The organism is Pseudomonas sp. MC6 (assembly GCF_054790575.1).
In genome coordinates this window covers 1,402,464-1,427,616 of the sequence record NZ_CP186504.1, presented here as the reverse complement: position 1 = coordinate 1,427,616, position 25,153 = coordinate 1,402,464, and the positions used below count along the sequence as shown (strand labels likewise).

General features: G+C 57.9%; 24 protein-coding genes and 1 pseudogene. 19 read left to right on the top strand and 6 right to left on the bottom strand.

Features of this window, described 5'->3' with window-relative positions:
• The first annotated feature begins 130 nt into the window (after positions 1-130).
• From ACOYXE_RS06530 to ACOYXE_RS06485, 10 genes are all read left to right on the top strand, one after another.
• Positions 131-988, top strand: coding sequence for a phosphatidylinositol-specific phospholipase C domain-containing protein (locus tag ACOYXE_RS06530; RefSeq protein ID WP_460928276.1), 858 nt, complete (start codon positions 131-133; stop codon positions 986-988).
• Between the two features lie 78 nt (positions 989-1,066).
• A complete protein-coding gene (locus tag ACOYXE_RS06525; protein WP_460928275.1) occupies positions 1,067-1,972 on the top strand; it encodes a helix-turn-helix domain-containing protein in 906 nt (301 codons plus the stop codon).
• 343 nt (positions 1,973-2,315) lie between these two features.
• Positions 2,316-3,626 (top strand): ABC transporter substrate-binding protein, encoded by a 1,311-nt coding sequence (locus tag ACOYXE_RS06520; RefSeq protein ID WP_160058060.1) that lies wholly within the window; start codon positions 2,316-2,318, stop codon positions 3,624-3,626.
• A gap of 154 nt (positions 3,627-3,780) precedes the next feature.
• Positions 3,781-4,707 carry a carbohydrate ABC transporter permease gene (locus ACOYXE_RS06515; RefSeq protein WP_160058062.1) on the top strand — a complete coding sequence of 309 codons (927 nt, stop codon included), beginning with the start codon at positions 3,781-3,783 and terminating at the stop codon, positions 4,705-4,707.
• 8 nt (positions 4,708-4,715) lie between these two features.
• On the top strand, positions 4,716-5,546 hold the full coding sequence (locus ACOYXE_RS06510) for a carbohydrate ABC transporter permease (protein ID WP_095120887.1): 831 nt from the start codon (positions 4,716-4,718) through the stop codon (positions 5,544-5,546).
• 163 nt (positions 5,547-5,709) lie between these two features.
• Complete coding sequence (locus tag ACOYXE_RS06505; protein WP_331695689.1) at positions 5,710-6,813, top strand: ABC transporter ATP-binding protein; 1,104 nt, start codon at positions 5,710-5,712, stop codon at positions 6,811-6,813.
• 15 nt (positions 6,814-6,828) lie between these two features.
• Positions 6,829-8,301 carry a mannitol dehydrogenase family protein gene (locus ACOYXE_RS06500; RefSeq protein ID WP_460928271.1) on the top strand — a complete coding sequence of 491 codons (1,473 nt, stop codon included), beginning with the start codon at positions 6,829-6,831 and terminating at the stop codon, positions 8,299-8,301.
• A gap of 247 nt (positions 8,302-8,548) precedes the next feature.
• Positions 8,549-10,045, top strand: a complete 1,497-nt coding sequence (gene xylB, locus ACOYXE_RS06495) for a xylulokinase (protein ID WP_160058087.1) — start codon at positions 8,549-8,551, stop codon at positions 10,043-10,045.
• A gap of 13 nt (positions 10,046-10,058) precedes the next feature.
• Positions 10,059-10,997 (top strand): carbohydrate kinase family protein, encoded by a 939-nt coding sequence (locus tag ACOYXE_RS06490; RefSeq protein WP_160058089.1) that lies wholly within the window; start codon positions 10,059-10,061, stop codon positions 10,995-10,997.
• Between the two features lie 45 nt (positions 10,998-11,042).
• Positions 11,043-11,663 (top strand): transglycosylase SLT domain-containing protein, encoded by a 621-nt coding sequence (locus tag ACOYXE_RS06485; RefSeq protein ID WP_007912129.1) that lies wholly within the window; start codon positions 11,043-11,045, stop codon positions 11,661-11,663.
• A 131-nt stretch (positions 11,664-11,794) separates the two neighbouring features.
• Here ACOYXE_RS06485 and ACOYXE_RS06480 read toward each other — a convergent pair whose 3' ends face one another.
• Positions 11,795-13,096 carry an OprD family porin gene (locus tag ACOYXE_RS06480; protein WP_460928268.1) on the bottom strand — a complete coding sequence of 434 codons (1,302 nt, stop codon included), beginning with the start codon at positions 13,094-13,096 and terminating at the stop codon, positions 11,795-11,797.
• Positions 13,097-13,470: 374 nt separating this feature from the next.
• Between ACOYXE_RS06480 and ACOYXE_RS06475 the strand changes: the two genes are divergently transcribed.
• Genes ACOYXE_RS06475 through ACOYXE_RS06460 form a run of 4 tightly spaced genes read left to right on the top strand, consistent with a single transcriptional unit; the run spans position 13,471 to position 19,386 of the window.
• Positions 13,471-15,543 (top strand): type VI secretion system Vgr family protein, encoded by a 2,073-nt coding sequence (locus ACOYXE_RS06475; protein ID WP_460928266.1) that lies wholly within the window; start codon positions 13,471-13,473, stop codon positions 15,541-15,543.
• The gene (locus tag ACOYXE_RS06470; protein ID WP_160058095.1) at positions 15,540-16,391 is read left to right on the top strand and encodes a DUF4123 domain-containing protein; all 852 of its coding nucleotides are present in this window, start codon (positions 15,540-15,542) and stop codon (positions 16,389-16,391) included. The genes ACOYXE_RS06475 and ACOYXE_RS06470 overlap by 4 nt, the downstream gene beginning before the upstream one ends.
• Positions 16,392-16,449: 58 nt before the next feature.
• A complete protein-coding gene (locus ACOYXE_RS06465) occupies positions 16,450-17,244 on the top strand; it encodes a hypothetical protein (protein ID WP_160058097.1) in 795 nt (264 codons plus the stop codon).
• A 12-nt stretch (positions 17,245-17,256) separates the two neighbouring features.
• Complete coding sequence (locus ACOYXE_RS06460) at positions 17,257-19,386, top strand: lipase family protein (protein WP_160058099.1); 2,130 nt, start codon at positions 17,257-17,259, stop codon at positions 19,384-19,386.
• A 243-nt stretch (positions 19,387-19,629) separates the two neighbouring features.
• Here ACOYXE_RS06460 and ACOYXE_RS06455 read toward each other — a convergent pair whose 3' ends face one another.
• Together ACOYXE_RS06455 and ACOYXE_RS06450 are read right to left on the bottom strand one after the other, a co-directional pair.
• Positions 19,630-19,926 carry a hypothetical protein gene (locus ACOYXE_RS06455; protein ID WP_007912147.1) on the bottom strand — a complete coding sequence of 99 codons (297 nt, stop codon included), beginning with the start codon at positions 19,924-19,926 and terminating at the stop codon, positions 19,630-19,632.
• Between the two features lie 78 nt (positions 19,927-20,004).
• Positions 20,005-20,403, bottom strand: coding sequence for a hypothetical protein (locus ACOYXE_RS06450; RefSeq protein WP_460928263.1), 399 nt, complete (start codon positions 20,401-20,403; stop codon positions 20,005-20,007).
• Positions 20,404-20,417: 14 nt separating this feature from the next.
• Here ACOYXE_RS06450 and ACOYXE_RS06445 point away from each other — a divergent pair, with 14 nt between their 5' ends.
• Both ACOYXE_RS06445 and ACOYXE_RS06440 read left to right on the top strand, forming a co-directional pair.
• Positions 20,418-20,687 carry a DUF2790 domain-containing protein gene (locus ACOYXE_RS06445; protein ID WP_460928261.1) on the top strand — a complete coding sequence of 90 codons (270 nt, stop codon included), beginning with the start codon at positions 20,418-20,420 and terminating at the stop codon, positions 20,685-20,687.
• An 89-nt stretch (positions 20,688-20,776) separates the two neighbouring features.
• Positions 20,777-21,175, top strand: a complete 399-nt coding sequence (locus tag ACOYXE_RS06440) for a hypothetical protein (protein ID WP_460928259.1) — start codon at positions 20,777-20,779, stop codon at positions 21,173-21,175.
• Here ACOYXE_RS06440 and ACOYXE_RS06435 read toward each other — a convergent pair.
• Positions 21,172-21,441 carry a DUF1652 domain-containing protein gene (locus tag ACOYXE_RS06435; RefSeq protein ID WP_007912157.1) on the bottom strand — a complete coding sequence of 90 codons (270 nt, stop codon included), beginning with the start codon at positions 21,439-21,441 and terminating at the stop codon, positions 21,172-21,174. The genes ACOYXE_RS06440 and ACOYXE_RS06435 overlap by 4 nt on opposite strands.
• A gap of 367 nt (positions 21,442-21,808) precedes the next feature.
• On the opposite strand from ACOYXE_RS06435, the gene eco reads away from it, so the two are divergent.
• Entirely contained in the window at positions 21,809-22,294 is a 486-nt protein-coding gene (eco, locus tag ACOYXE_RS06430) for a serine protease inhibitor ecotin (protein WP_460928257.1), read from the top strand.
• A 21-nt stretch (positions 22,295-22,315) separates the two neighbouring features.
• On the top strand, positions 22,316-22,621 hold the full coding sequence (locus tag ACOYXE_RS06425; RefSeq protein ID WP_064362707.1) for an NIPSNAP family protein: 306 nt from the start codon (positions 22,316-22,318) through the stop codon (positions 22,619-22,621).
• A 30-nt stretch (positions 22,622-22,651) separates the two neighbouring features.
• Here the strand turns inward: ACOYXE_RS06425 and ilvA are convergent.
• Positions 22,652-23,641, bottom strand: a pseudogene (gene ilvA / locus ACOYXE_RS06420) (threonine ammonia-lyase, biosynthetic); the annotation flags it as partial.
• Between the two features lie 250 nt (positions 23,642-23,891).
• On the opposite strand from ilvA, the gene ACOYXE_RS06415 reads away from it, so the two are divergent.
• Positions 23,892-24,230, top strand: a complete 339-nt coding sequence (locus tag ACOYXE_RS06415; protein ID WP_160058109.1) for a DUF2834 domain-containing protein — start codon at positions 23,892-23,894, stop codon at positions 24,228-24,230.
• Between the two features lie 56 nt (positions 24,231-24,286).
• Here the strand turns inward: ACOYXE_RS06415 and ACOYXE_RS06410 are convergent, their stop codons facing one another.
• The gene (locus ACOYXE_RS06410) at positions 24,287-25,060 is read right to left on the bottom strand and encodes a class I SAM-dependent methyltransferase (protein WP_160058111.1); all 774 of its coding nucleotides are present in this window, start codon (positions 25,058-25,060) and stop codon (positions 24,287-24,289) included.
• Positions 25,061-25,153: the final 93 nt, after the last annotated feature.

The following is a 25,153-nucleotide window of genomic DNA, read 5'->3' as shown; positions in this document are numbered from 1 at the left end:
CAACAAAAACAACCAGCATCAATTTTAATATTGCCAACATACAACTCCTGCCCTTATAAAAACCTGCAAGCGCTACTTATCTAAATCATGACGGTAGCGCGCCTCTAAACAAGTTAATGCAGGTAAAACAATGAACACTCAATACAGCAATAATCAATGGATGACGGCGACACCCGCTATCGACACCCTGTCGCTTTTCGAACTGACCTTGCCGGGCACACACAACGCTGGCACTGACTGGAAAGCCTCTTACCCTTTTTTCGGCCCGCCGCGCCACTGGCTGGCGTGTCAGCACGATACGTTCTACAGCCAGCTTCGAAACGGTTCCAGAGTTCTCGACATACGTTTGACCTACGATCAAAACGCCGAGGGTCTCGGTAAATTCCCCATGCATCACGGTGGACACCGCAACTCCCGGACGCTAGGACATCTGGTAACCGACATCAACGATTTTCTCGCTAAAAACCCTGACGAGTTCATCATTGTCGACTTCCATGATTTGGCAGGCAGCAACTTCGACTTCAAATACTTCAACGAAATAATCATTCGTTTTCTGGGTGAACGACTGATACCGAGAGGCAACCGCTCGCTTAGTCTGGAACAACTAAAACGCATCAGCCCCATGCAGCGGGTTTTGGTTGCGGCGCGCTCTCATCAGGCTCTTCACAGCGGTGTCTTTATCGATTCGATCAATCACCAATGGTCCGGAAAAGACATTACCACTGCGAAAGAGTTACAACAGTTCATCGGCAACGTACTGGAGAATTCTTTCAGCGTCTGGGCCCCTTGGTCTTTATCAGCAACCAGCTACAGTATCGCCGGCGGGCCGGTGGATATTCATAGCGATCTTGACGTCTGGTTTGACCCTGCGAAAAGTGACTGGGCGCAACAGTGCAATATCATCAATGTTGATTTCATCGAAGAATCGCGCATTGTCGAGTTTTGCCGCGCAGCCAACCTGAACAAGGTGCGTCAGCGTAACGCCTGATCGGCCAACTTTACCTACTGGCACAAACGGACCGGAAAGAGGCATGATCGGCGGCGAGAACAAAAAAAGCGCCCCGCCATGACCCGAACCGCCCGCGTGACCGACCCTTCATACGAGTTGATGGATGACCATAACGGGTTGTCCATCATCTACCGCCAGCACGGTTTTCCATGCCCGCTGGTGCGCTGGCATTTCCACAAGGAATACGAGCTGCACCTGATCGTCGCCAGCTCCGGCAAGGTGTTCATCGGCGACTACATCGGCAATTTTTACCCCGAAACCCTGTTTCTCACCGGCCCTAACTTGCCGCACAACTGGATCAGCCAGGTGGCCGAGGACGAGGTCGTTGAGAAGCGCGACATGCTGGTCAACTTCACCGACGAGCTGTTCGAGAGTGGCCATCAGGTGTTTGCCGAACTGAAAACCCTGGCGCCCCTGCTGGAACGTGCGCAGTACGGCATCGAGTTTCGCTGCAAGCGTACCATCCGCCAGGCCATGACGCTCATGCAGCGAATCGCCGACAGCAAGGGCATCACCCGCCTCGGGCACTTTTTCATCCTGATGGAGTTGCTTGCCGCCAGCGATGATTTCCAGTTGTTGTCCGGCGCCACCACCCCGCAACTCGCCGATGAGCACAACATCGATCGCACCAACCGGGCGGTCGATTACATCTTCAGCCACTACGCCCGGGATATTTCGCTGGAAGAAGTCGCCGACCATCTGGGCATGACGCCGACTTATTTCAGTCGTGTATTCAAGCAGACCACGGGGCGCAATTTCATCGAGTTCGTCAATCGCCTGCGCATCAGCAAATCCTGCGAGCTGCTGGCTGATGGTGACAAACCGGTGACCGAGGTGTGTTTCGAATCCGGCTTCAACAATATTTCCAATTTCAATCGGCGCTTTCAGCAGCTCAAAGGTATGACGCCGTCGCATTACCGCCGGCTCGCGGTGCAGCGCCTGACTGAACAGAACCACCACTGACAACCCGATTCCCCTGTAGGAGTGAGCCTGCTCGCGATAGCGGTGTGACAGCTTGCAGAAATGCTGGCTGACATTCCGCTATCGCGAGCAGGCTCACTCCTACAAGGGGCTGTGTCGGCATCAGAAACCTGTACGCATTCGATAACACCTCGACGCTGGAAAGCCCTGCCTTGCATTCACCACACCAAAGCCCAGTGCAAAAAAGTATCGACAAAAGTGCTAGGGATGATTTGTCAGTCCTGCAATTGAAGGCTGTAATCAGCGCACATTCTTCCTGCACAGGAAGACACAAAAACAATAACTGTCCTTCTGTAACCCGCTGGGTGCAGAAAAGGAGTGCACGATGCAACCGACTGCAAAAGCTCTGCTTGCCCTCACCTGCATGACCCTCAGCAGCGTCAGCCTTGGCGCCCAGACCCTGACCATCGCCACCGTCAACAACAGCGACATGATCCGCATGCAAAAGCTCTCGAAAACCTTCGAGACCGAGCATCCGGACATCAAACTCAATTGGGTCGTGCTGGAAGAAAACGTCCTGCGCCAACGCCTGACCACCGACATCGCCACTCAGGGCGGGCAGTTCGACGTGTTGACCATCGGCATGTACGAAGCGGCACTGTGGGGCGCCAAAGGCTGGCTGGAACCGATGAAGGATCTGCCGGCCAGTTACGCCCTCGACGACGTGTTCCCGTCGGTGCGTGAAGGCCTGTCAGTCAAGGGTTCGCTGTACGCCTTGCCGTTCTACGCGGAAAGCTCGATCACCTATTACCGCACCGACCTGTTCAAGGATGCCGGGCTGACCATGCCCGAGCGTCCGACCTGGGAACAGATCGCCGGCTTCGCCGAAAAACTCACCAATAAAGACAAAGAGCAGTACGGCATCTGCCTGCGCGGCAAGGCCGGTTGGGGCGAGAACATGGCGCTGATCACCACCGTCGCTAACGCCTATGGCGCGCGCTGGTTCGATGAGCAGTGGAAACCGGAATTCAGCGGCCCTGAGTGGAAAAACGCGCTGAACTTCTACGTCGACACCATGAAGAAATCTGGCCCGCCGGGCGCTTCCAGCAACGGTTTCAACGAAAACCTTGCACTGTTCAACAGCGGCAAATGCGCAATGTGGGTCGATGCCAGCGTCGCCGGTTCGTTCGTTACCGACAAAACTCAAAGCAAAGTCGCCGATCACGTCGGCTTCACCTTCGCCCCGCATCAAGTGACTGACAAAGGTTCGGCCTGGCTGTACTCCTGGGCGCTGGCGATTCCGACCAGTTCCAAAGCCAAGGATGCAGCGAAAGAGTTCAGCGCCTGGGCAACTTCCAAGGAATACGGTGAGTTGGTGGCCAAAACTGACGGCATCGCCAACGTTCCGCCGGGCACCCGCGCCTCGACCTACAGCGACGCTTACATGAGCGCCGCGCCGTTCGCCAAGGTCACGCTGGAATCGTTGAAAGCGGCTGACCCGAGCAAACCGACGCTGAAACCGGTGCCGTACATTGGCATTCAACTGGTGACCATTCCTGAGTTCCAGGCCGTGGGCACCCAGGTTGGCAAGCTGTTCTCGGCAGCGCTGATCGGCCAGACCACGGTGGATCAAGCTCTGACCGCCGCGCAGCAAACCACTGAACGCGAGATGAAGCGCGCCGGTTATCCCAAGTAACCGCAACAGCTCGCTCCTGCCTTTTGTAGGAGTGAGCCTGCTCGCGATAGCGGTGTATCAGTCACCGACGGTGTTGGATGGAAAACCGCTATCGCGAGCAGGCTCACTCCTACATTAGATCTTCATAGGTCTGTATGACTCGGTTGTGATCGCCATGAATACTTCAACTGCCAAAGCCCACCTCGACCTGTCGCCACCTGCGCGCAAGGTCCGCGTACGCAATCCCGGCTGGTTTCTGGTCAGCCCTTCGGTGGCCCTGTTGCTGCTGTGGATGATCGTGCCGCTGGGCATGACCATCTACTTCTCGATGATCCGCTACAACCTGCTCTACCCCGGCGAAAACGAGTTCGTCGGGCTTGAGAACTTCACCTACTTTCTGACCGACTCGGGCTTCATGCCCGGTGCCACCAACACGCTGTTGCTGGTCGGTAGCGTTTTGCTGATCAGTGTGGTGTTGGGCGTATTGATCAGTGCATTGCTGGAGGCCAGTGAATTCCTTGGTCGCGGCATCGTCCGGGTCATGCTGATCTCGCCGTTCTTCATCATGCCCACGGTCGGTGCGCTGATCTGGAAGAACCTGATCTTCCATCCGGTCTCGGGGATTCTCGCCTACGTCTGGAAACTGTTCGGCGCGCAACCGGTGGACTGGCTGGCGCACTACCCGCTGCTGTCGATCATCATCATTGTTTCGTGGCAGTGGCTGCCCTTCGCCATCCTGATCCTGATGACCGCGATGCAGTCCCTCGACCAGGAACAAAAAGAAGCCGCGCGCCTCGACGGTGCCGGGCCGATCGCGATCTTCTGGCACCTGACCCTGCCGCATCTGGCGCGGCCGATTGCTGTGGTGGTGATGATCGAAACGATCTTCCTGCTGTCGGTGTTCGCCGAGATTTTCACCACCACCAACGGCGGCCCCGGCTACGCCTCGACCAACCTCGCCTACCTGATCTACAACCAGGCGCTGGTGCAGTTCGACGTCGGCATGGCCTCGGCGGGCGGCTTGATTGCCGTGGTCATCGCCAACATCGCCGCGATCATTCTGGTGCGGATGATCGGCAAAAACCTGACTGACAAAGCCTGAGGCCTGCCATGACTCTTCAACAATCCCGCCGGCTGCAAAGCCTGCTGCTCGGCACCCTGGCCTGGGCCATCGCGATCGTGATTTTCTTCCCGATCTTGTGGATGGTGATGACCAGTTTCAAAACCGAAATCGACGCGTTCGCCACGCCGCCGCAGTTCATCTTCACGCCGACGCTGGAGAACTACCTGCACATCAATGAGCGCAGCGACTACTTCAGTTTCGCCTGGAACTCGGTGGTGATTTCCTTTAGCGCCACCGCGTTGTGCCTGCTGATCGCGGTGCCCGCCGCTTACTCGATGGCGTTCTACGAAACCCAGCGCACCAAAGGCACGCTGCTGTGGATGCTCTCGACCAAGATGCTGCCGCCGGTGGGCGTGCTGATGCCGATCTACCTGCTGGCGAAGAGTTTCGGCCTGCTCGATACACGCATCGCGCTGATCGTGATCTACACGCTGATCAACCTGCCGATCGTGGTCTGGATGGTTTACACCTACTTCAAGGACATCCCCAAAGACATCCTCGAAGCCGCCCGCCTCGACGGCGCCACGCTGTGGCAGGAAATGGTCCGCGTGCTGTTGCCGATTGCCAAGGGCGGCCTCGCCTCGACCGTGCTGCTTTCGCTGATTCTGTGCTGGAACGAGGCGTTCTGGTCGCTGAACCTGACCTCGTCGAAAGCCGCGCCACTGACCGCGTTGATCGCCTCGTATTCAAGTCCGGAAGGCTTGTTCTGGGCCAAGTTGTCGGCAGTCTCGACCCTGGCGTGTGCGCCGATCCTGATCTTCGGCTGGATCAGCCAGAAGCAACTGGTGCGCGGCCTCTCCTTCGGTGCCGTGAAATGAAGATCCCGAACCCGACACATCCCCCTGTAGGAGTGAGCCTGCTCGCGATGAGGCCGTGTCAGTCGCCATCATTGTTGAATGACACTCCGCTATCGCGAGCAGGCTCGCTCCTACAAAAACGCGTTCGATTCAACTGAATAATAAATTGCGGAGGCCCATCCTCATGGCCAACCTGAAAATCAAGAATCTGCAAAAAGGCTTCGAAGGTTTCTCCATCATCAAAGGCATCGACCTTGAGGTGAACGACAAGGAATTCGTGGTCTTCGTCGGCCCGTCGGGCTGCGGTAAATCCACCCTGCTGCGGCTGATCGCCGGTCTGGAAGAAGTCAGCGACGGCACCATCGAACTCGATGGCCGCGACATCACCGAAGTCAGCCCGGCCAAGCGCGATCTGGCGATGGTGTTCCAGACCTACGCGCTGTACCCGCACATGACCGTGAAAAAGAACATGTCGTTCGCTCTCGACCTCGCAGGCGTACCGAAAGCCGAAGTCGAGAAGAAAGTCGGTGAAGCGGCGCGCATTCTCGAACTCGGGCCGATGCTTGAGCGCAAGCCGAAACAGCTTTCCGGTGGCCAGCGCCAGCGCGTGGCGATTGGCCGTGCCATCGTACGCAATCCGAAAATCTTCCTCTTCGACGAACCGTTGTCCAACCTCGACGCCGCGCTGCGCGTGCAGATGCGCCTTGAGCTGCTGCGCCTGCACAAAGACCTGCAAGCGACGATGATCTACGTGACCCACGATCAGGTCGAAGCGATGACCATGGCCGATAAAGTCGTGGTACTCAATGGCGGCAAGATCGAACAGGTCGGCTCGCCGCTGGACCTGTATCACAACCCGGCGAACCTCTTCGTCGCCGGGTTCCTCGGCACGCCGAAAATGGGCTTCCTCAAAGGCAAGATTGCCCGCGTCGACGGCCAGAGCTGCGAAGTCTCGCTGGACGCTGGTACGCGCATCACCCTGCCCTTCAACACCGCCAATTTGAGTGTCGGCAGCGCCGTGACCCTCGGCATTCGCCCGGAACATCTGGAACTCGCACAACCGGGCGACTGCACCCTGCAAGTCACCGCTGACGTCAGCGAACGCCTGGGCAGCGACACCTTCTGCCACGTCACCACCAACGCCGGCGAAGCCCTGACCATGCGCGTGCGCGGTGATCTGGCCAGCCGTTACGGCGAACAATTGAGCCTGCACCTGGACGCGGCTCAGTGCCATTTATTCGATGCCGAAGGTATCGCGTTGACCCGTCCGCTGCGCGCTGCGGCCTGATTTCGAGAACTCCCGATGAAACTCAATCAACAAAATCTCCATCGTCTGGCCAGCGAAGTGCAACTGCCGGCCTACAGCCTCAACGACACGCGCCAAGGCATCGCCCACATCGGCGTCGGCGGCTTTCATCGCGCACATCAGGCGTATTACACCGATGCGCTAATGAACACCGGCGAAGCCCTCGACTGGGCGATTTGCGGCGTCGGCCTGCGCACTGAGGACCGCCGCGCCCGCGACGATCTCAAGGAGCAGGATTACCTGTTCACGCTGTTCGAACTCGGTGACAGCGACGACACCGAAGTCCGCGTGATCGGTGCGATTCGCGACATGCTGCTGGCCGAGGACGGCGCTCAGGCGTTGATCGACAAGCTCGCCGATCCGCAAATCCGCATCGTCTCGCTGACCATCACCGAGGGTGGTTATTGCATCGACGACAGCAACGGCGAGTTCATGGCGCACCTGCCGCAGATCCAACACGATCTGGCCCATCCCGAGTCACCGAAAACCGTGTTCGGTTTTTTATGTGCAGCCTTGGAAAAACGCCGCGCGGCGGGTATCCCGGCGTTTACCGTGATGTCTTGCGATAACCTGCCGCACAACGGCGCCGTGACGCGCAAGGCGTTGCTGGCGTTTGCCACACTGCGTAACAGCAATCTGTGCAGCTGGATCGACGCCAACGTCAGTTTCCCCAACGCCATGGTCGACCGCATCACACCGATGACCAGCACCGCGCATCGCCTGCAACTGGCCGACAAACACGGCGTCGACGATGCCTGGCCGGTGGTCTGCGAGCCGTTCGTGCAATGGGTGCTGGAAGACAAATTCGTCAATGGTCGCCCGGCCTGGGAAAAGGTTGGCGTGCAGTTCACCGACGATGTTTCGCCCTATGAAGAGATGAAAATCAAACTGCTCAACGGCAGCCACTTGGCGCTGACCTATCTGGGCTTTTTGAAGGGCTACCGGTTTGTGCACGAGACCATGAACGACCCGCTGTTCGTGCGTTACATGCGTGCTTACATGGATCTGGACGTGACCCCGCAACTGGCGCCGGTGCCGGGCATTGATCTGACGGATTACAAAAATACGCTGGTGGCGCGCTTTTCCAATCAAGCGATTGCCGATCAATTGGAGCGGGTGTGTTCGGACGGCTCGTCGAAGTTTCCCAAGTTCACTATTCCGACGATCAATCGCTTGATTGCCGATGGGCAGGAGACCAAGCGTGCGGCTCTGGTGGTCGCTGCGTGGGCGTTGTATTTGAAGGGGGTCGATGAGAATGGTGATACCTATTCGATCCCGGATCCGCGCGCGGCGTTTTGTCAGGCGTTGGTGGAGGATGATGCTTTAATCACGCAGCGGTTGTTGGCGGTTGAGGAGATTTTTGGCACGGTGATTCCGCGTTCGGCGGAGTTTGTCGCGGCGTTTGAGTGGTGCTGCAACAGTTTGCGCGAAGAAGGTGTGACGCGGACTTTGCAGCGGATTCTGGATTGAAAAGCCCCTCACCCTAGCCCTCTCCCGGAGGGAGAGGGGACTGACCGAGGCGTTCTTGCGGAATACATCGACCTGAAAGTCCGGAGTCGAACTCAGGTTTTGAACAGCCCCGGTTGAGAGAACCGGAGTCGAACTCAGCTTTTGAACAGCCCCCCGATCGGCTCCCTTTCCCCCTCGCCCCCTTGGGGGAGAGGGCTGGGGTGAGGGGGTAAGCTCTTGATCTTCACCACACCCGAGTGGTTCACACATGACAACACAACAACTGTTCCTAGGCATCGACTGCGGCACCCAAGGCACCAAAGCCATCATCCTCGACGCCATCAGCGGCCAAGTCCTCGGCCAAGGCGCCGCCGCACACACAATGATCAGCGGCGCCAACGGCCGCCGCGAGCAAGACACCCAGCAATGGCTCGAAGCCTTCGCCCTCGCTACCCGCCAGGCATTGCTGGCGGCGAATGTCGACGGCCAGGCGATCCTCGGCATCGGCGTCTCCGGCCAGCAACACGGTCTGGTCCTGCTCGATGATCAAGGCGAAGTCCTGCGCCCCGCCAAGCTCTGGTGCGACACCGAAACCAGCGCCGAAAACGACCGTCTGCTCACTCATCTGGGCGGTGAAAAAGGCTCGCTGGAACGCCTCGGCGTGGTCATCGCGCCGGGCTACACGGTGTCGAAACTGCTCTGGACCAAAGAACAGCACCCCGTGGTGTTCTCACGCATCGCACGCATTCTGCTGCCGCACGACTACCTGAACTTCTGGCTCACCGGCCGCGCCTGCAGCGAATACGGTGACGCTTCCGGCACCGGCTATTTCAACGTGCGCACTCGCCAATGGGACTTGCAACTGCTGCGCGACATCGACGCCAGCGGACGCCTGCAAGCGGCGCTACCTGAGCTGATCGATGCGCACCAAAGCGTCGGCACCCTCCTCCCGGCCATCGCCGAACACCTCGGCATCAACCCCGACGCATTGGTATCAAGCGGTGGCGGCGACAACATGATGGGCGCCATCGGCACCGGCAATATCCAGCCCGGCGCGATCACCATGAGCCTTGGTTCCTCTGGCACGGTGTACGCCTATTCCGAGGTGCCGAAAGTCAGCCCGGACGCCTCGGTCGCGACGTTCTGCTCGTCCAGTGGCGGTTGGTTGCCGCTGATCTGCACGATGAACCTGACCAACGCCACCGGCGCGATTCGCGAGTTGTTCGACCTCGATCTGCAGCAGTTCAACGACCTCGTCGCCCAGGCTCCCATCGGCGCCGACGGCGTGAGCATGCTGCCATTCCTCAACGGTGAACGGGTGCCCGCCCTGCCCCACGCCACCGGCAGCCTGCACGGCTTGACGCTGGATAACCTGACCCAGGCCAATCTGTGCCGCGCCGCCGTCGAAGGCACCACCTTCGGTCTACGTTACGGACTGGATTTGCTCCGCCAGAATGGTTTACAAAGCCGCAGCATTTGCCTGATCGGCGGCGGCTCGAAAAGCGCGGTGTGGCGGCAGATCGTCGCCGACATCATGAACACCCCGGTGATCTGCACCGAACAAAGCGAAGCCGCCGCCCTCGGCGCAGCGATTCAAGCGGCGTGGTGCAAATCCTGGTCGAACGGCCACGAAGACACCCTCGCCGATCTGTGCCAGCGCTGCGTGAAACTCGATTCAAGCAGTGAAACCCTGCCGATCGCCGCCAACGTCGCGGCGTTCCAGCATGCCTATGAACGCTATCAACAGCATGTCGCAACCCTATAAAGAGCAAACAATTATGTATTTGGTGTGTGGCGAAGCCCTGTTTGATTTTTTCAGTGAAGACGACGCCAGCGGTCTGGCCTCGAAAGTGAATTTCAACGCGATTGCCGGCGGTTCGCCGTTCAACGTCGCCGTCGGTTTGCGCCGTCTGGGCGTGGACTCGGCCTTGTTCGGCGGGCTGTCCACCGACTACCTCGGCCGCCGCTTGCAGCGAGTGCTGCAGGATGAAGGTGTGCGCCCGGACTATCTGGTGGATTTCGCCGCGCCGACCACGCTGGCCATGGTCGCCGTCGGTGCCAATGGCTCCCCGCATTACAGCTTTCGCGGTGAAGGCTGTGCCGATCGGCAACTGAGTCTTGCGCATCTGCCAGAGCTGAGCGCTGAGGTGCGCGGCTTGCACATTGGCTCATTCTCGCTGGTGGTGCAGCCGATCGGCGACACCTTGCTGACGCTGGTACAGCGCGAAAGCGGCAAACGCCTGATCACCCTCGACCCCAACGTGCGCCTTAATCCCGAGCCGAATATCGACCTGTGGCGCGAGCGCATCGCGACGCTGGTACCACTCGCCGACCTGATCAAGGTCAGCGACGAAGACCTGAGCCTGCTCTACCCCGAACAGGACCCGCAACGGGTGATCGAAGGCTGGCTCGAACATCGCTGCCAGATCGTTTTCCTCACCCGGGGCGGCGACGGCGCCAGTGTGTTCAGCCGCCAGCATGGCAACTGGTCGGTGCCGGCGGCCTCAGTGAAGATCGCCGATACCGTTGGCGCCGGTGACACCTTCCAGGCCGCGCTGATCACCTGGCTGACCGAGCACGGTCTGGATTCGGTCGAAGGCGTGCAGCAACTCGCTCGCGAGCAGATCGACGCCATGCTCAAGTTCGCCGTACAAGCCGCCGCACTGACCTGCAGCAAGACTGGCCCGGATCTGCCCTATCGTCATCAATTGAGCTGAGCGCGTAGACTGTCGGCCTTTTTGCGCACGACGGGATAACGGCTTTTGAATTACAGGCAGACGCTTGGACTACTGACACTGGCAACGCTACTGAGCGGGTGCGGCACCTCGCCGCCCCGCTCGCCGGAAGACATTTGCGAAATCTTCCGCGAAAAAAGCGACTGGTACGACGCTGCGCAAGTCACGCAAAAACGCTGGGGCGTGCCGATTCAGGTGCCCTTCGCGATCATGTATCAGGAATCCGGCTACCGCTACGACGCCAAGACTCCGCGCAAATACTTGCTCTGGGTGATCCCGTGGGGCCGCGTTTCGACCGCCTCGGGTTATGCGCAAGCCAAAGATGAAGTCTGGGCCGACTACCAGAAAAGCACCGGCCGCAGCGGCGCCGACCGCGAAGACTTCGACGACGCCATCGACTTTGTCGGCTGGTACATGGACAAGACCTATTCGATCAATGGCGTCTACAAGTACGACGCCTACAACCAATACCTCAACTACCACGAAGGCTGGGGCGGCTTCCGCAACAAGACTTACGCGAGCAAAGCCTGGCTGATGCCGACGGCGCGCAAAGTGCAGAACCGTTCGGACGTGTATGCGCGGCAATATGCCGGGTGCAAAGAGGATTTGAATCGGGGGTTCTGGAGCCGGTTCTGGCATTGGTTGTAAGGACGCCTTCGCGAGCAGGCTCGCTCCCACAATAGATCTTCAGTGAACACAGATGTTGTGTCCGGCATTGAACCCATGTGGGAGCGAGCCTGCTCGCGAAAGCAATCGATCAGACGCTACGCCGCCACGCCTTACAACACCGAAAAGCTATAACTCACAATCAACCGTGTCTCATCCACATCCCGGGCAAACTTCTCATAATTGGTGCGATACGTAGCATTCCTCAAACGCAGACTCACATCCTTGAACGTGCCCGTCTGAATCACATACTTCAACTCGCTATCGCGTTCCCACTCCTTGCCTTCCTGATCACTGCCCAACACCTTGATGTGATCACCGTTCACATAACGGGTCAGGAAGCTCAAACCATTAATGCCAATGGCCTTGAAGTCATAGTCATAACGCAACTGCCACGAGCGTTCCTGCGCGGCGGCGAAGTCGTTGACCTGCACATAGTTGACCAGATACGGGTTGCTGCCATCGAGGTACGGCATCGAGTTGTCGCCGTTCATGCGCTGCCAACCGGCGCTGAACGTGTGACCGCTGTGCGCGTACGACAGCATGCCGCTCAACGCACGGTTATCGATGGAACCGGCCTTGGCATCACCGCTGTCGGCACTTTTCAGCACGCGCAGATCCGCTTTAAGTACACCGCCACCTAACGGTTGATTACCCAACAGCCCGACAAAGTGCTGACGATAAATGTCTTCCAGTTCGGCGTAGTGATACTGCGCAGTCAGACGATCGCTGATCTTGTAGTCGAAGCCGTACATGTCGAAATGATCGGCAGTGGTGTTGCAGGCGTAGCGCTTGTTTTTGCAATGCACACGGATGTCTTGCGAATCGGTGGAATCGCGCGCGGTGTACTTGTCCAGGCGTGCGGCCATGAAGGTCAGGTCTTTCAGCTCTTTAGAGGTCAACATGGCGCCGTTGAACATGGTCGGCAGCAAACGGCCATCGTTGTATTTCAGCAACGGCAGATCCGGTAGCAGTGCGCCGTACTTCAGCACCGTGTCCGAGACCTTCACTTTGGCGGTCAGGCCCATTTTCGCGTACTGACCTTTCGAGCCGCGCGGGTCGTTGCCGCTCGATGGCAACAAGCCGCTGTTGCTGCGGTCCGGGCTGGAATCGAGTTGAAAGCCAAGCATGCCCAGCGCATCAATACCAAAACCCACGGTACCTTCGGTGTAGCCCGATTGCAGGTTGAGAATAAAGCCCTGTGCCGACTCTTCACGCTTGGAGGCGCCCTGATCGTTCGTGGTGTGCCCATCACGGAAATCGCGGTTGAAGTACACCGTGCGCGACTCGATTTTCGCCGTGGTGTCTTCAAAAAATCCGCTGGCCTGAACCTGTGCGGTAAAACCTGCGCACAGCACAAAGGCTCCGAAGCCAAACGACTGGCGCGGGGTGATGATGGAAAATGGGGGACGCATGAAAAACTCCAACAATGCAGCGTTTGCGCAAGCGCGCAACAAGCCAGAAAAATAGCTCCCGTCCCGGGTCAGATTGAACCAGGAGAAAGTGAACACGCAGGGGTGAGCGGCAATGATGGCAGATGGCTTTGACGTGCTACAGGCGACTTTAGTCTGAATCTGACTGAGGATTCTTCAACCCCGGGTCGTGGGAAAAGTTGCCGGCAATCAACGCCAATTCGCACGAAACGCCCGGTTTCACTGGGCGAAACACCTCATCTAAGGGTTTTCCCTATACCGCAAACCTGCCAGACCTACGGCTTTTGTGCCTTGAACGAGGCGGCTGAATCCTCCATCATCCGTCACCTGCTTATTCAACGGACGGAATTCAAGGCATGCTGGACGCCAACGCAACCCACATTACCCTCACGCTTGAAGGCGCCAACGCCGACCTGCAAGTCCTCAGCTTCACCGGTCGCGAAGCCCTCAACGAACCGTTCCGTTTCGACCTCGAACTCGTCAGCGCCCGCCCGGACCTCAAACTCGAAGAGCTGCTGCACAAGCCCGGCGTCCTGACTTTCGGCCCGACCGGCGAAGGCAAGATCCACGGTCTGGTCTATCGCATCGAGCAAGGCGACTCCGGCAAGACCCTGACCCGTTACAGCCTCAGCCTGGTGCCACAACTGGCCTACCTGCGGCACAACCACGATCAGCAGATCTTCCAGCAACTGACCGTGCCGAAAATCATCGCCCAGGTCCTGGAAGATCGCGGCATCCTCGCCGACGCCTACAGCTTCCAGCTCAACGCCGAATACCCGGAACGCGAGTACTGCGTGCAGTACGACGAATCCGACCTGCATTTCATCCAGCGCCTGTGCGAGGAAGAAGGCATTCACTTCCACTTCCAGCACAGCAGCAGCGGCCACAAACTGGTGTTCGGCGACGACCAGACCGTGTTCCGTAAGCTGAAACCGGTGAGCTACCAGCAAGACTCCGGCATGGCCGCCGACAAACCGGTGATCAAGCGTTTCAACCTGCGTCTGGAAACCCGCACCACCCGCGTCAGCCGCCGCGACTACGACTTCGAAAAACCGCAGATCCTCCCCGAAGGCACGGCGAAAAGCACCTTTGCCCCGGACCTCGAAGACTACGACTACCCCGGCCGCTTCACCACCCGCGAGCGCGGCAAGTTCCTTTCCACCCGCGCCCTCGAACGCCATCGCAGCGACTACAAACTCGCCGAAGGCAAAGGTGACGAACCGACGCTGACCAGCGGCCATTTCCTCACGCTCGCCGAACACCCGCGCGCCGAATGGAATGAGCTGTGGCTGCTGCTGGAAGTCTTCCACGAAGGCAAACAACCGCAAGTGCTCGGCGAAAACGTCACCAGCGACGTCACCGAGAACAAAAGCGATTTCCACCAGGGCTACCGCAACAGCTTCCTCGCCACCCCGTGGGATGCGCACTACCGCCCTGCCCTTGAACACCCGAAACCAAAAGTCCTCGGCAGCCAGACCGCGGTCGTCACCGGCCCGGCCGGCGAAGAAATCCACTGCGACCAGTACGGCCGCATCAAAGTGCAATTCCACTGGGACCGCGACGGTCAGTCCAACGACAAAACCACCTGCTGGATGCGCGTCGCCAGCGGCTGGGCCGGCGCAGCGTACGGCGGCATCGCCATCCCGCGCATCGGCATGGAAGTCCTCGTTACCTTCCTCGAAGGCGATCCCGACCAGCCGCTGGTCACCGGTTGCCTGTACCACAAGGAAAACGTCGTCCCCTACGACCTGCCGGCAAACAAGACCCGCAGCACCTTCAAAACCCTGAGCTCACCGGGCGGCAAGGGCTACAACGAGTTCCGTATCGAAGACAAGAAAGGCGTCGAGCAGATCTACATCCACGCCCAACGCGACTGGGACGAAAACATTGAGCACGATCAGAAGATTCGTGTCGGGAATGAACGGCACGACACCGTTGAAGCCAATACGCTGAGTGAGTTCAAGGTTGAAGAGCACCGGATTACGCATCTGGATCGTATCAGTGAGATGCGCGCGGATGATCACCTGACCGTGGGCGTGACTCAGCATGTGAAAGTAGGTACGGCGCAGTTTGTCGAGGCCGGGACAGAGATTCACTATCACGCGGGTGAGAAAGTGGTGATCGAGGGCGGCATGGAGCTGACCGCCAAGGCGGGCGGGAGCTTTGTGAAGGTGGATGCCGGTGGTGTGACCATCAGCGGGGCTGAGGTGAAGGTGAATACCGGTGGTGCGCCTGGGGTGGGAACCGGGATCGGGATTCTGGAACCTGTCATACCGTGGGCCGCAGCGAAAGACAAAGCAGGTGCCCTGCTCGTCCCGGTCGCCGCACAGATGGCCTTGGCCAAAGCCGCTCGCGCTGCCGGCGACATACGTTGCCCGATCTGCGAAGCCTGCCGCGAAGGCAAATGCGATCTGGGAGCTACAGCATGAGCGAAGCACTCAACAACTGGCTAGGCGAACAGGCCAGACTCAATCGCGTGCTGATTCTGGCACTGGACAGCCTCGCCGAACCCAATCCGGTCACCTCGCTGTATAGCGCCGGCGTCATGCAACGCTCGGTACAACTTTACCGCCGTACCGAATACGCGCAGTTCGCCGCCATCAGTCCATGGCTGACCGAATTACAGAACCCGGGCAACGATGCGTTCCGCAAACTACTCGATGACCCACAGCGCAACTGGGGCTGGATCGGCAGCATGGACAAGGCTGATCTCGACAGCCTGACCCAGCACTGGATCGCTCGCATGGTCATCGACGAAGACGGCGAGCGCTCGCTGTTCCGTTTTCAAGACAACCGGGTTCTGGCCCGCTGCCTGGGCAACATGAAGGAAATCGAATGGCCGCTGCTGCTGGGTCCGATCAGCAGTGTGCTGTATTGGGAGGAGAATCAGTGGAGAAGTGCGGATAACGGCAAACCAGGCATGTATGCCGTACCTAACCCGGCACCATGGCTTCAAGCCCCTACGCCGCCAGAGCGAACCCGCGAAATCTTGCGTGCGAACCTCAAGCGCTGGTTGCTGGTGTATCACGCCGAAACCGCCGCAAAACTCTCAGAAACCCGCCCGATCCTCGAATGGCTGGAAGAGCAGATGGACCTGCTCCAGGCCTGGCAATGGAACACGCCAGAGCAGCGGGAGTTCATGTTGACCCTGCGCCTCGACCCCAGGAATGCCGAGGACCTGGCTTGGCAGCCCTTACCTGGAGAAACGCCGGAGAAGCATTTTGAGCGGTGTGAACGGTTTTTTGCTAAACACAGCGACGACTACGCACTGAATTAATATCGAAACTTTGGGTGTCGCTCGCTCGAAACGATCGCCCGAGTCAAAGGACAATCAAATGCGTCATCGCAATATTTCCAATGGGTTTGTTCGCAGCATCATGATCGGGTTGGGTGCGATTGGGGCTACTGGCTGTTCGGTTGCTCAGCAAGACAGTTTTACTTTAGTGACTGAGCTTCCCCCCGGGTTTCAGATATTGGTTGAAGCGCAATATGTGCCTCGGATGGGTGAGACGTGTTCTGTTCCAGTGAAGAAAGGCCGTGAACATCCGGGTTTCAAGTTCTTCGAACAGAAACGCAGTGAGAAAGCTCAAACTGCGAACTTTCAGGTTGCCCTTACAAGTGTGGAGGGCGGATGTCCGCTGGTTTTGGATAATCTCGACTATGAGATTTACGCCAAATACGCTGCTGGTCCGGTAGACGTAGGCAAAGACTATTCGGGAATCCAGTTTGAGGACGGCCCGACTGATGGGACTCATCCACCGTCTCCACTTAAGTTGCAACGGGAGTGCGAGTGGCTATTCCGCACTGTCGGGTCCAATCGCGTTATCGCAAAAATCCTTAAATGCGCTCCGGTGGCGACGCAAGAAGAAAAAAATGGTGCTATCGCCGAAGGGCCCTTGAAGCGTCCGCAGTTAGTGGGGAAGACATTGAGAGTCACCTTCACTGTGTCCAATGATGAGAGGCCGGCCGTAGGTGACAATTGGGTGAAATTTCCGAAAGGATGGAAGCGTTGCATGGGCAAGAGTCTGGAAGATCCCTATGCGTTCTGTCGCGGTAACACTACCGATTTCAAACCTTTCAAAATGCCGGACGGGCGAGATTGCACGATCTACCCGACGTGTACGGAATAAGGACATTCATCAATGACGGTCAAAAAAGCAGCACAACCACTACTAAAAGATGCCAAAGAGCCCTGCCCACTCAGAGGCACCAAAGTTCGATTTCGGCTAGTTGACGAGTCCGGGAATGGCAAGCCCTATGCCGGGCTTAAATATGTGGTCACCGACAGCGTTGGACAGCGATATGAAGGTACGCTAGACGCCACCGGTTTTGGTGAAGTTCTAAACCACTACGAAGGGCCTGTCGTGCTGACCGTGGATCAGCCTTACACCGGTAGCGAAGAAGACTATAACTGGTTGATGAGCCGGCCAAACTACCCGCTGAAAGTCAGCGAGCTGCAGGTTCGAGCCGAAAAAACGCGATTCATCCGTAAAGATGGCCAAAGAGTTGACAACAACCCAGCAAAATCTGAAGCGGATCAATTTTTTCATGTCGAAGTACGCCACCTCGTTGAAAAAAGCTCGCATCTCCCTCCGGAGTCAAAAGCCAAATACCCTCCCAATCAGAATCTGCTAAAAGTACTGGGCGACATCGGTTTCGGTCCGGAGCAACCAGATCTTTGGGGTGTTGCCCTGGTACCGAACACACTCACAGTTCTGGAAGTGCGCCCGCTGCGGGCTTTCCGCCCAATGCTCTCGAGAGACAACAAGTTTAGTGCATTGAATTTGTATCAACTCTCATTGTTTGCGGCATTGAGCTATTGTGACTTCGGACAGTCACCGGCGGAGCAGCCTACTGATACGGTGAGTTTCCCCCTCGAGCCCAGCGTAGGAAATATGTTTGGAGAGGGTATGGCTTGTTATAAGGAGTCTTGGAAGATTAACGCGCAGCAGTCTGCTGCGTACTATCCGCTTTATGAAGACGTCCCATACTCCAAGCGTTTCGAAATTTTGCCATTCGATCCGACTTTGTATGAACAAAACAAACCGCAACAGGGGGGCAAGCAGGAACACCCTGCAAAGTGGCATTTCTTTGATGACAGTAAAGCTGATGGTGGAACTAACACCCAAGCGTTCATGACACATCATGACGAGGTTGTTCTTATTTCCATACGTGGAACATTAGAACTCGTCGACTTTGTTCGAGATACCGATGCGGAGCAAATTCCTGTAAATCCTGGCGTAGGCAAAGCTCACCAAGGCTTTTACCAGGCCTATCAAGCAATGAGGGAATTCGTCCAAGCTTACCTCGACAGTTTCCATGTTGATCAAAAAGTAATTATCTGTGGCCACAGCCTTGGAGGAGCCATTGCGACATTACTCGCAGAGGCGCTCAGGCAAAGCGCAAAAAATTACGACATTTTGCTTTATACATATGGTTCGCCCCGAGCAGGGGACGCAGATTTTGTTCAGGGTGCAACGGCCTTGGCGCACCACCGCATGGTCAACGACAACGACCCGATCCCAAGCGTACCGGCACCGTGGATGAACACTCGTAAGAGAATCTGGGTCCCAGGTGTGGTGCTCAGCTTTATCACGGCGCCACTGGGCGCGTTGATTTTTGCCTTGGGTTTAAGTCGAACAGGTGGTTCGGCTTACGAGCATCAGGGCGACCTGCATCACTTTATGCCTGTGCACTTCAAAGGCCGTGAGCAATCTTCGGTGCTGTGGAACCCGGGTTGCGAATCCATCGAGGAAGCCGCGTGCACCCGGGCAGTGAAAAAGTTCGGTGACTTGCCCGACCGGGCTCTATTCATCCAGCAACTATTCCAGATGCCTCACCACTACATGCTGCCATCCTACATTCCAAACGCATGGGCAACGTTGCGCCGCTGGCAGCAGACCCAGGAAGGCGGCGGAACGGTGGTAACAAAGACTGAATACGATCAGATCTACTTCCAACTGCAGGAAATGCAGGAACGCTTGAAAACCAAAGAGGCGGAGTTGAATAGCCCTTTCCAATCGGATCGCCGAGCCGCCATGCAGCAAGCAAGTGTGTTGCGGGCGGAAATCGGTCGATTGGACACCTCCCGCCAGCGCCTTCATACCCTGAGCTATCTCAAGCTCACACCTGAGGATATCTACGGTTCTGCCACTCAGGCGCCTGAACATGACCAGAACCTGCAACGCTGGCTAGCAAAGAAAGAGAACAATGTCGACGTTCAACTCGCGATGATTCCTCACGCGGGCAGCGCTCAACTAAGGACTGCATGATTTCGGTATGAACATGCTCCAAGCGAAAATTTCTTGCCGTGACGGCTCACGCACTTGCTATTGGAGTCGTCACATTGGGAATGGGTTGATGAACTTCAGCCTGTATAAGACACGAAGGATAATTCGCGTCTCCCGATTACCGACGACGTACAAAGAGAGTGAATGGTGATTCCGTACACTGAGACCTGAATGAATCACATGGCCAAGGGGAGTCCAGACAGACTCCCCTGCTTTCGCGTTTTGTTAAACCGGCGCCTTCCAACTCAACATCTGCTGCTGCGCGACCTGCAGCAAATCATTGCCATCCTGCGTCAGCAGGTAAAGCGCATGGGTGATGTGTGGAATGTCTTGCACGTCGGCGTGTTTGAAGCACAGGCAATGCAGGGTTTCGAGCAAGTCGGCGGCGGCGCGGATGCGCTGGACGGCGGCTTCGAGGATGTCTTTCGGGTTGGCTTGGGTGTCGATGAGCAGTGTCGGGGTTTCGGTGACATTGCTGCTGAGGGGGAGATAGCGGTTTTGTAGCAGTTTGATTATTGGCATATTGATTACTCGATTGTTTCAAAAGTAACCGCCGACACCGTGACCAAACGATGGGAGGCGGACCGTGTACAGGCTTGGTCAACCGAGAACAATCAACTCAGCTCGCCCGAAGGCGTCCTGCACACGGCCGCCACAGCTATGCACTTCACGGTCAAAGAACTCCGCGGTGCAAATGATGGCACATATGCAATCGATTATTCCCGGGTGACCAAACCCGAACCACTGATTTTGCAGCGGCAACCGACAATACCCGCCCCGCTCCAGCCGCCGAAAGCAGACAAGGCACCAGCCTTTGTAGGAATTCGCCAAACCTTCCTGAGAAAACCGCCCCACTCCCTGACAGCCGGCGTTCAGCTCGGTTAACCATCGCTTAACGCCGTGGTCAAAAACTCTACTGAACCGCACGCCCTCAGCCATTCTGGCTGTTGCCCAGTGCGGCAGGTTCGGGTGCATCACGCCGAACTCTAGAACCGTCACTCGGGAGTCCTTTCATGAACATTCGTCCTTTATTGCTCACTGCCGCCCTCGCCTGCACCGAGTTTGCCGGGCTGGCCCAGGCCAATGACACCTCTGCCACTTCCAAAGCCGTGCCGTATGAGTACGGCATGCCGCTGCATGTGGCCAAAGTGGTGTCGTTGACCGAGCCGCCAACGCAACTGTGCAAAGTGGTCACGGCCGATATGAAGTACATCGACAACGCCGGTAAGCCTGAGGAAATCAGCTATACGAAATTGTCTGACGCGTGCAACTTCCAGAACTGACAGAAACGTCTGATTTGCGGGTTTGCGGTAGGCGTGGGGAGTTTCGGCGGTTATGCTCGGAGCCCTCCTCACTGCCGCAAGGATTCGCCATGCAGTTGTCGTTTCGCACGTTGTCGGGCTTCACGTGTTCGTTGTGTTTTTTGCTGGCGCTGGCCTGGGGCGTTTTCCCGGAGAGGCTGCTGGCGATCTGGAGCATCGAGTATTCCGACGCTGCCGGGTTTGTCGCGCGGCGCAGTGCGGTGCTGTTTGCTGCGTTGGGGATGATGTTTTATCTGGTGCGCAATGCACCGCCGTCGCTGGGGCGCAATGCGCTGAGCAACGGGTTTATCGTCGGTTGTTTTGGTTTGGCGGTGTTGGGTTTTGCGGAATGGCTCAACGGTCACGCCGGCCCCGGGATTTTGCTCGCGGTGCTGGTCGAGTTCGCGCTGGGCCTTGGTTTTGTGCAGGCCCGGCGCGTGACGGTCGAACTGGGTGAAACGGTGCGTTAAACGACTCTGGAGCGTGGGCTGTAGTGATGTTGCACAGTTTGCTGGTTCAGATCCGAGCGCAGCCCGGCGATCAGTTCATTGATTTCACGACAGCCATTGAGGTGGCTGGCGTCGATGCCACTGACCAGCAGATCGACCTGATCGGTCTGGTGATCGCCGAAAACCTTGACGGTCATCGACAAGTCCGGCGACAGCGTGCACTGGCAGCGTTTCGGCAGAAAACTGCTTTCAATGATATTGCGTAGTTCCAAGGCAGACAGAAACATGGCGAAACCCTCTCCTTACTGTGAGATGCCAATCAAGTATTCACGCTGACCGTTGCTGCCCCTACACGGGTGTGTCCCCGCTGTTTCCCTGGTGCGACAAGCGGTGGTACTGCGAAATGCCCATTGGAGTGTAGGCGCCCAAGGCCGGTGCGCCGCACTGAAAAGACGCATAAAGCGTGCCTTTCATCGGTTCATTTTCACCCTCATGAAATCAAGCACTTGGCGGCGGTGCCAGTATTTGGCTACTTGCAATTTGCAAGAATGGCCTTGGCGGGTACTGCAATTTGCAACTCGACGCTGGTTTGCAATCACGGCCCATGACGGTAAGAATGCCCGTCATCCACCCTACACCCGCACGGAGGCTTCCATGGGTTCTTTACGCGTCTACGCGACCACCGGTTTGTTCATCGCCAGCCTGTCCACCCTCGCCCACGCCGCCAAGCTTGAAGACGTCGCGCCGTACCCGAAGGCAGAAGCCGGGTTCACCCGTCAGGTCATTCACTTGCCCAAACAGGAGCAGGAAGAGAGCTTTCAGGTGGAAATCCTCGCCGGCAAAACCCTGGAAGTGGACTGCAATCGCCAGCGTTTGGGCGGTGTTCTCGATGAGAAGAATCTTGAAGGTTGGGGTTATCCGTTCTATCGCCTGGAAAAAGTCATCGGCCCGATGAGCACGATGATGGCCTGCCCGCCCGGCAGCCAGAAGAAGCGCGCATTCGTGCCGGTCGTCGGTGACGGTTTCATGCTGCGGTACAACAGCAAGTTGCCAGTCGTGGTGTATGCGCCGTCAGACGTCGAAGTGCGTTATCGCATCTGGTCGGCGTCGGACAAAGTCGGTACAGCCCTGCAGGAATAACCCGAACAAGGAGTGCGTCGTTTGATTACCTGCCACGTCCGATATGTCATTGATCCGTACCAACTGCCTGAGTTCGAGGCCTACGCCAAGGCCTGGCTCGGCATCGTCGAGCGCTTGGGCGGCACGCATCACGGCTACTTTTTGCCGTCCGAAGGGGCGAGTAACATCGCTTATTGCCTGTTCAGTTTTCCGTCACTGGCGGATTACGAGAGCTATCGGCACATCGCGATGACTGATCCGGAAAGCACCGCACTGGTCGCCAGCCTGGTCGAGAAGAAGTTCATCGTCAGCTACGAGCGCAGCTTCCTGCGCCCTTTGCTGCCGTAAGCTTCATCACGCCGAGACGCTGCAGACTGCGGCGCGCTCGGCGACATGGCGCAGGCTGTCGAAGTTGATATTGGCGCCCGAGTCGATCGCTACAAATGTCTGCTCGCGCACCCCGGTTCGCGCTACGTATTGCTTGATCCCCGCAACGGCCAGTGCGCCGGACGGTTCGGTGATCGAGCGGGTATCGTCGTAGATATTCTTGATCGCTGCGCAGAGGTCGTCGTTGCTGACGGTGATTACCTCGTCGACGCAAAAGCGGCAGACCTCAAACCCGAACGCGCCGATCTGCGCTACCGCCACGCCATCGGCGAACGTCCCGACATTGGGCAGCACGACGCGCTGATCGGCTTCGAGAGCAGCCTTCAGGCACGCTGAATGTTCCGATTCGACGCCGATGATCCGTACTTCCGGGCGCAGGTATTTGACGTAGGCGGCGATGCCGGCGATCAGACCGCCACCACCTACCGGGATAAAAATCGCATCCAGCGAACCTTGATGTTGGCGGAGGATTTCCATCGCCACGGTGCCCTGCCCGGCGATTACCTCCGGGTCATCGAACGGTGACACGAAGGTGCGCCCGGTCTGTTCCGCCAGTTGCAGCGCATGGGCCAGCGCGAACGGGAAACTCTCGCCGTGCAGCAACGCTTCAGCGCCGCGACTGCGCACACCCAGCACTTTCAGTTCCGGCGTTGTCGCTGGCATGACGATGGTCGCCGCAATCCCGAGTTCGCGCGCTGCCAACGCCACGCCTTGCGCGTGATTGCCGGCCGAGGCGGTGATCACTCCGCGCGCCTTCTGTTCTTCACTGAGTTGTACCAGTTTGTTGTAAGCGCCACGGATCTTGAAGGAGAACGTCGGTTGCAGGTCTTCACGCTTGAGCAGAATCCGGTTGCCCAACGCCTCCGACAGCGCCGGCGCCGCTTGCAAAGGCGTGCGCACCGCAAGGTCGTACACCGGCGCGGCGAGGATCTTTTTCACATAGTGTTCAAGCAGGGTTTGCTGGTCGGGGCTGTGCGGCATGGTCGTCTCCTGACATTTTTTCAAAACCCCGGAGACAGAAAGTAAAAACCCGCCTCTAGGGCGGGTTGGGTGCTGCAGTCGTGAGCTAGCCCGCCAAATGAGGAATGGCGGTAATAATCATTGGCTGGCAGCGCGATACAGTCGAAGTCATGGGCTGGAAATTAGCCTGTGCGCTATTGGCGAGTCAATGGCCAATTTTGCGCGGCGGCGTTAGTCTGGCGACTCTCTCATCACACCACGGAAGGAATGCATGATGTCGATCGCCCTGCCCCTCACGGCTTTGCTCGCTTTTAGCGGTTACACCGTTTCGGTGATGCTCCAGGCTGAACAGTCGTTGATCGATTTTGGCATCAGCCTGATGTCGCGGCCCGATACGGCGCAGGTGGTGATTGATCTGTATCTGCTGGCCACGCTGGCGGGTATCTGGATGGTCAAGGATGCGCGGTCGCGTGGGCAGTCGGTTTGGTCGGTGCTGCCGTATTTGTTGTTGACGGCGGTTTTTGTCTCGGTTGGGCCGTTGTTGTATCTGGTGGTGCGTGGGGTTCGCGAACGACGCAAGGCGGTGGAAAAGTGCAGCCAGATACTATGAACACCTGAAACCCCTGTAGGAGTGAGCCTGCTCGCGATAGCGGAGTGTCGTGGGATTCAGCCCTTTTTCACGGCGACGAACGCGGCGGTTTCGTAAGGCACTGTCACCACGTCCCTGCCGCGTAACTCAGGCTCGGCGGCAATCAACGCGCGAATCTGCTCATCAACCTGCGCCCGCTGCGCCTCCGGCAGCGCGGCAATGAAACTGGTCGAGCGCACGCGGTTGAAGATCACATCTTCCGGTGAGCCGGTATGGCCATGGTGAAACCGTTCAACCTGCAGCGGCGCGAATGCCGGGTGCGGAAACGCTGTGCGCCACGCGCCGGTGTAATAGCGCGGCGTGTCCCCTTCCAGCGCATTGACGATGGCGTCCAGTTTCGGCACCCAACTGACCTGGGTGTCGCGCAGGTTCCAGATCAACCCCAACTTGCCACCGGGTTTAAGCACCCGGGCGATTTCGCTCAGTGCCTCGGTGCTGGCGAACCAGTGAAACGCTTGCGCGCAAATCACCACATCCACGGAAGCGTCGGGCAACGGCAAGTCAGTCGCCGTGCCGCTCACGGCCAGGACTTCAGGCCAGGCGTCCGAGAGCTTTTCCAGCATTTGCGCCACTGGCTCAACCGCGATCACTTGCGCACCGGTCGCTACCAGACGCCCGGTGAATTTTCCGGTGCCGGCGCCCAGATCGATCACGGTCTTGTGCCCATCCAGACCCAGCGTCGCGGCCAACCACTGACTAACCTGCGGCGGATAGTCCGGCCGCCCTTTGACGTAGCTGTCGGCAGCGGTTTTGTAGCCGGCAGCGGCTGAGTGATGGACGTGGTCGGTCATGGCAACGCTCCTTACGGCAAAACATCGGATCGACGGCAGACGCTCCCGAGCATAGCGCTTGAATTTACGCTGAACTTGAACAGTCACTGATAA

Coding starts and splice junctions, on each gene's coding strand:
- ACOYXE_RS06480 (WP_460928268.1), bottom strand. CDS start 13,096: ATGCGTCCCCCATTTTCCATCATCACCCCGCGCCAGTCGTTTGGCTTC.
- ACOYXE_RS06470 (WP_160058095.1), top strand. CDS start 15,540: ATGAGCGAAGCACTCAACAACTGGCTAGGCGAACAGGCCAGACTCAAT.
- ACOYXE_RS06515 (WP_160058062.1), top strand. CDS start 3,781: ATGAATACTTCAACTGCCAAAGCCCACCTCGACCTGTCGCCACCTGCG.
- xylB (WP_160058087.1), top strand. CDS start 8,549: ATGACAACACAACAACTGTTCCTAGGCATCGACTGCGGCACCCAAGGC.
- eco (WP_460928257.1), top strand. CDS start 21,809: ATGGGTTCTTTACGCGTCTACGCGACCACCGGTTTGTTCATCGCCAGC.
- ACOYXE_RS06445 (WP_460928261.1), top strand. CDS start 20,418: ATGAACATTCGTCCTTTATTGCTCACTGCCGCCCTCGCCTGCACCGAG.
- ACOYXE_RS06435 (WP_007912157.1), bottom strand. CDS start 21,441: ATGTTTCTGTCTGCCTTGGAACTACGCAATATCATTGAAAGCAGTTTT.
- ACOYXE_RS06510 (WP_095120887.1), top strand. CDS start 4,716: ATGACTCTTCAACAATCCCGCCGGCTGCAAAGCCTGCTGCTCGGCACC.
- ACOYXE_RS06525 (WP_460928275.1), top strand. CDS start 1,067: ATGACCCGAACCGCCCGCGTGACCGACCCTTCATACGAGTTGATGGAT.
- ACOYXE_RS06505 (WP_331695689.1), top strand. CDS start 5,710: ATGGCCAACCTGAAAATCAAGAATCTGCAAAAAGGCTTCGAAGGTTTC.
- ACOYXE_RS06520 (WP_160058060.1), top strand. CDS start 2,316: ATGCAACCGACTGCAAAAGCTCTGCTTGCCCTCACCTGCATGACCCTC.
- ACOYXE_RS06500 (WP_460928271.1), top strand. CDS start 6,829: ATGAAACTCAATCAACAAAATCTCCATCGTCTGGCCAGCGAAGTGCAA.
- ACOYXE_RS06490 (WP_160058089.1), top strand. CDS start 10,059: ATGTATTTGGTGTGTGGCGAAGCCCTGTTTGATTTTTTCAGTGAAGAC.
- ACOYXE_RS06475 (WP_460928266.1), top strand. CDS start 13,471: ATGCTGGACGCCAACGCAACCCACATTACCCTCACGCTTGAAGGCGCC.
- ACOYXE_RS06410 (WP_160058111.1), bottom strand. CDS start 25,060: ATGACCGACCACGTCCATCACTCAGCCGCTGCCGGCTACAAAACCGCT.
- ACOYXE_RS06440 (WP_460928259.1), top strand. CDS start 20,777: ATGCAGTTGTCGTTTCGCACGTTGTCGGGCTTCACGTGTTCGTTGTGT.
- ACOYXE_RS06530 (WP_460928276.1), top strand. CDS start 131: ATGAACACTCAATACAGCAATAATCAATGGATGACGGCGACACCCGCT.
- ACOYXE_RS06460 (WP_160058099.1), top strand. CDS start 17,257: ATGACGGTCAAAAAAGCAGCACAACCACTACTAAAAGATGCCAAAGAG.
- ACOYXE_RS06465 (WP_160058097.1), top strand. CDS start 16,450: ATGCGTCATCGCAATATTTCCAATGGGTTTGTTCGCAGCATCATGATC.
- ACOYXE_RS06415 (WP_160058109.1), top strand. CDS start 23,892: ATGATGTCGATCGCCCTGCCCCTCACGGCTTTGCTCGCTTTTAGCGGT.
- ACOYXE_RS06455 (WP_007912147.1), bottom strand. CDS start 19,926: ATGCCAATAATCAAACTGCTACAAAACCGCTATCTCCCCCTCAGCAGC.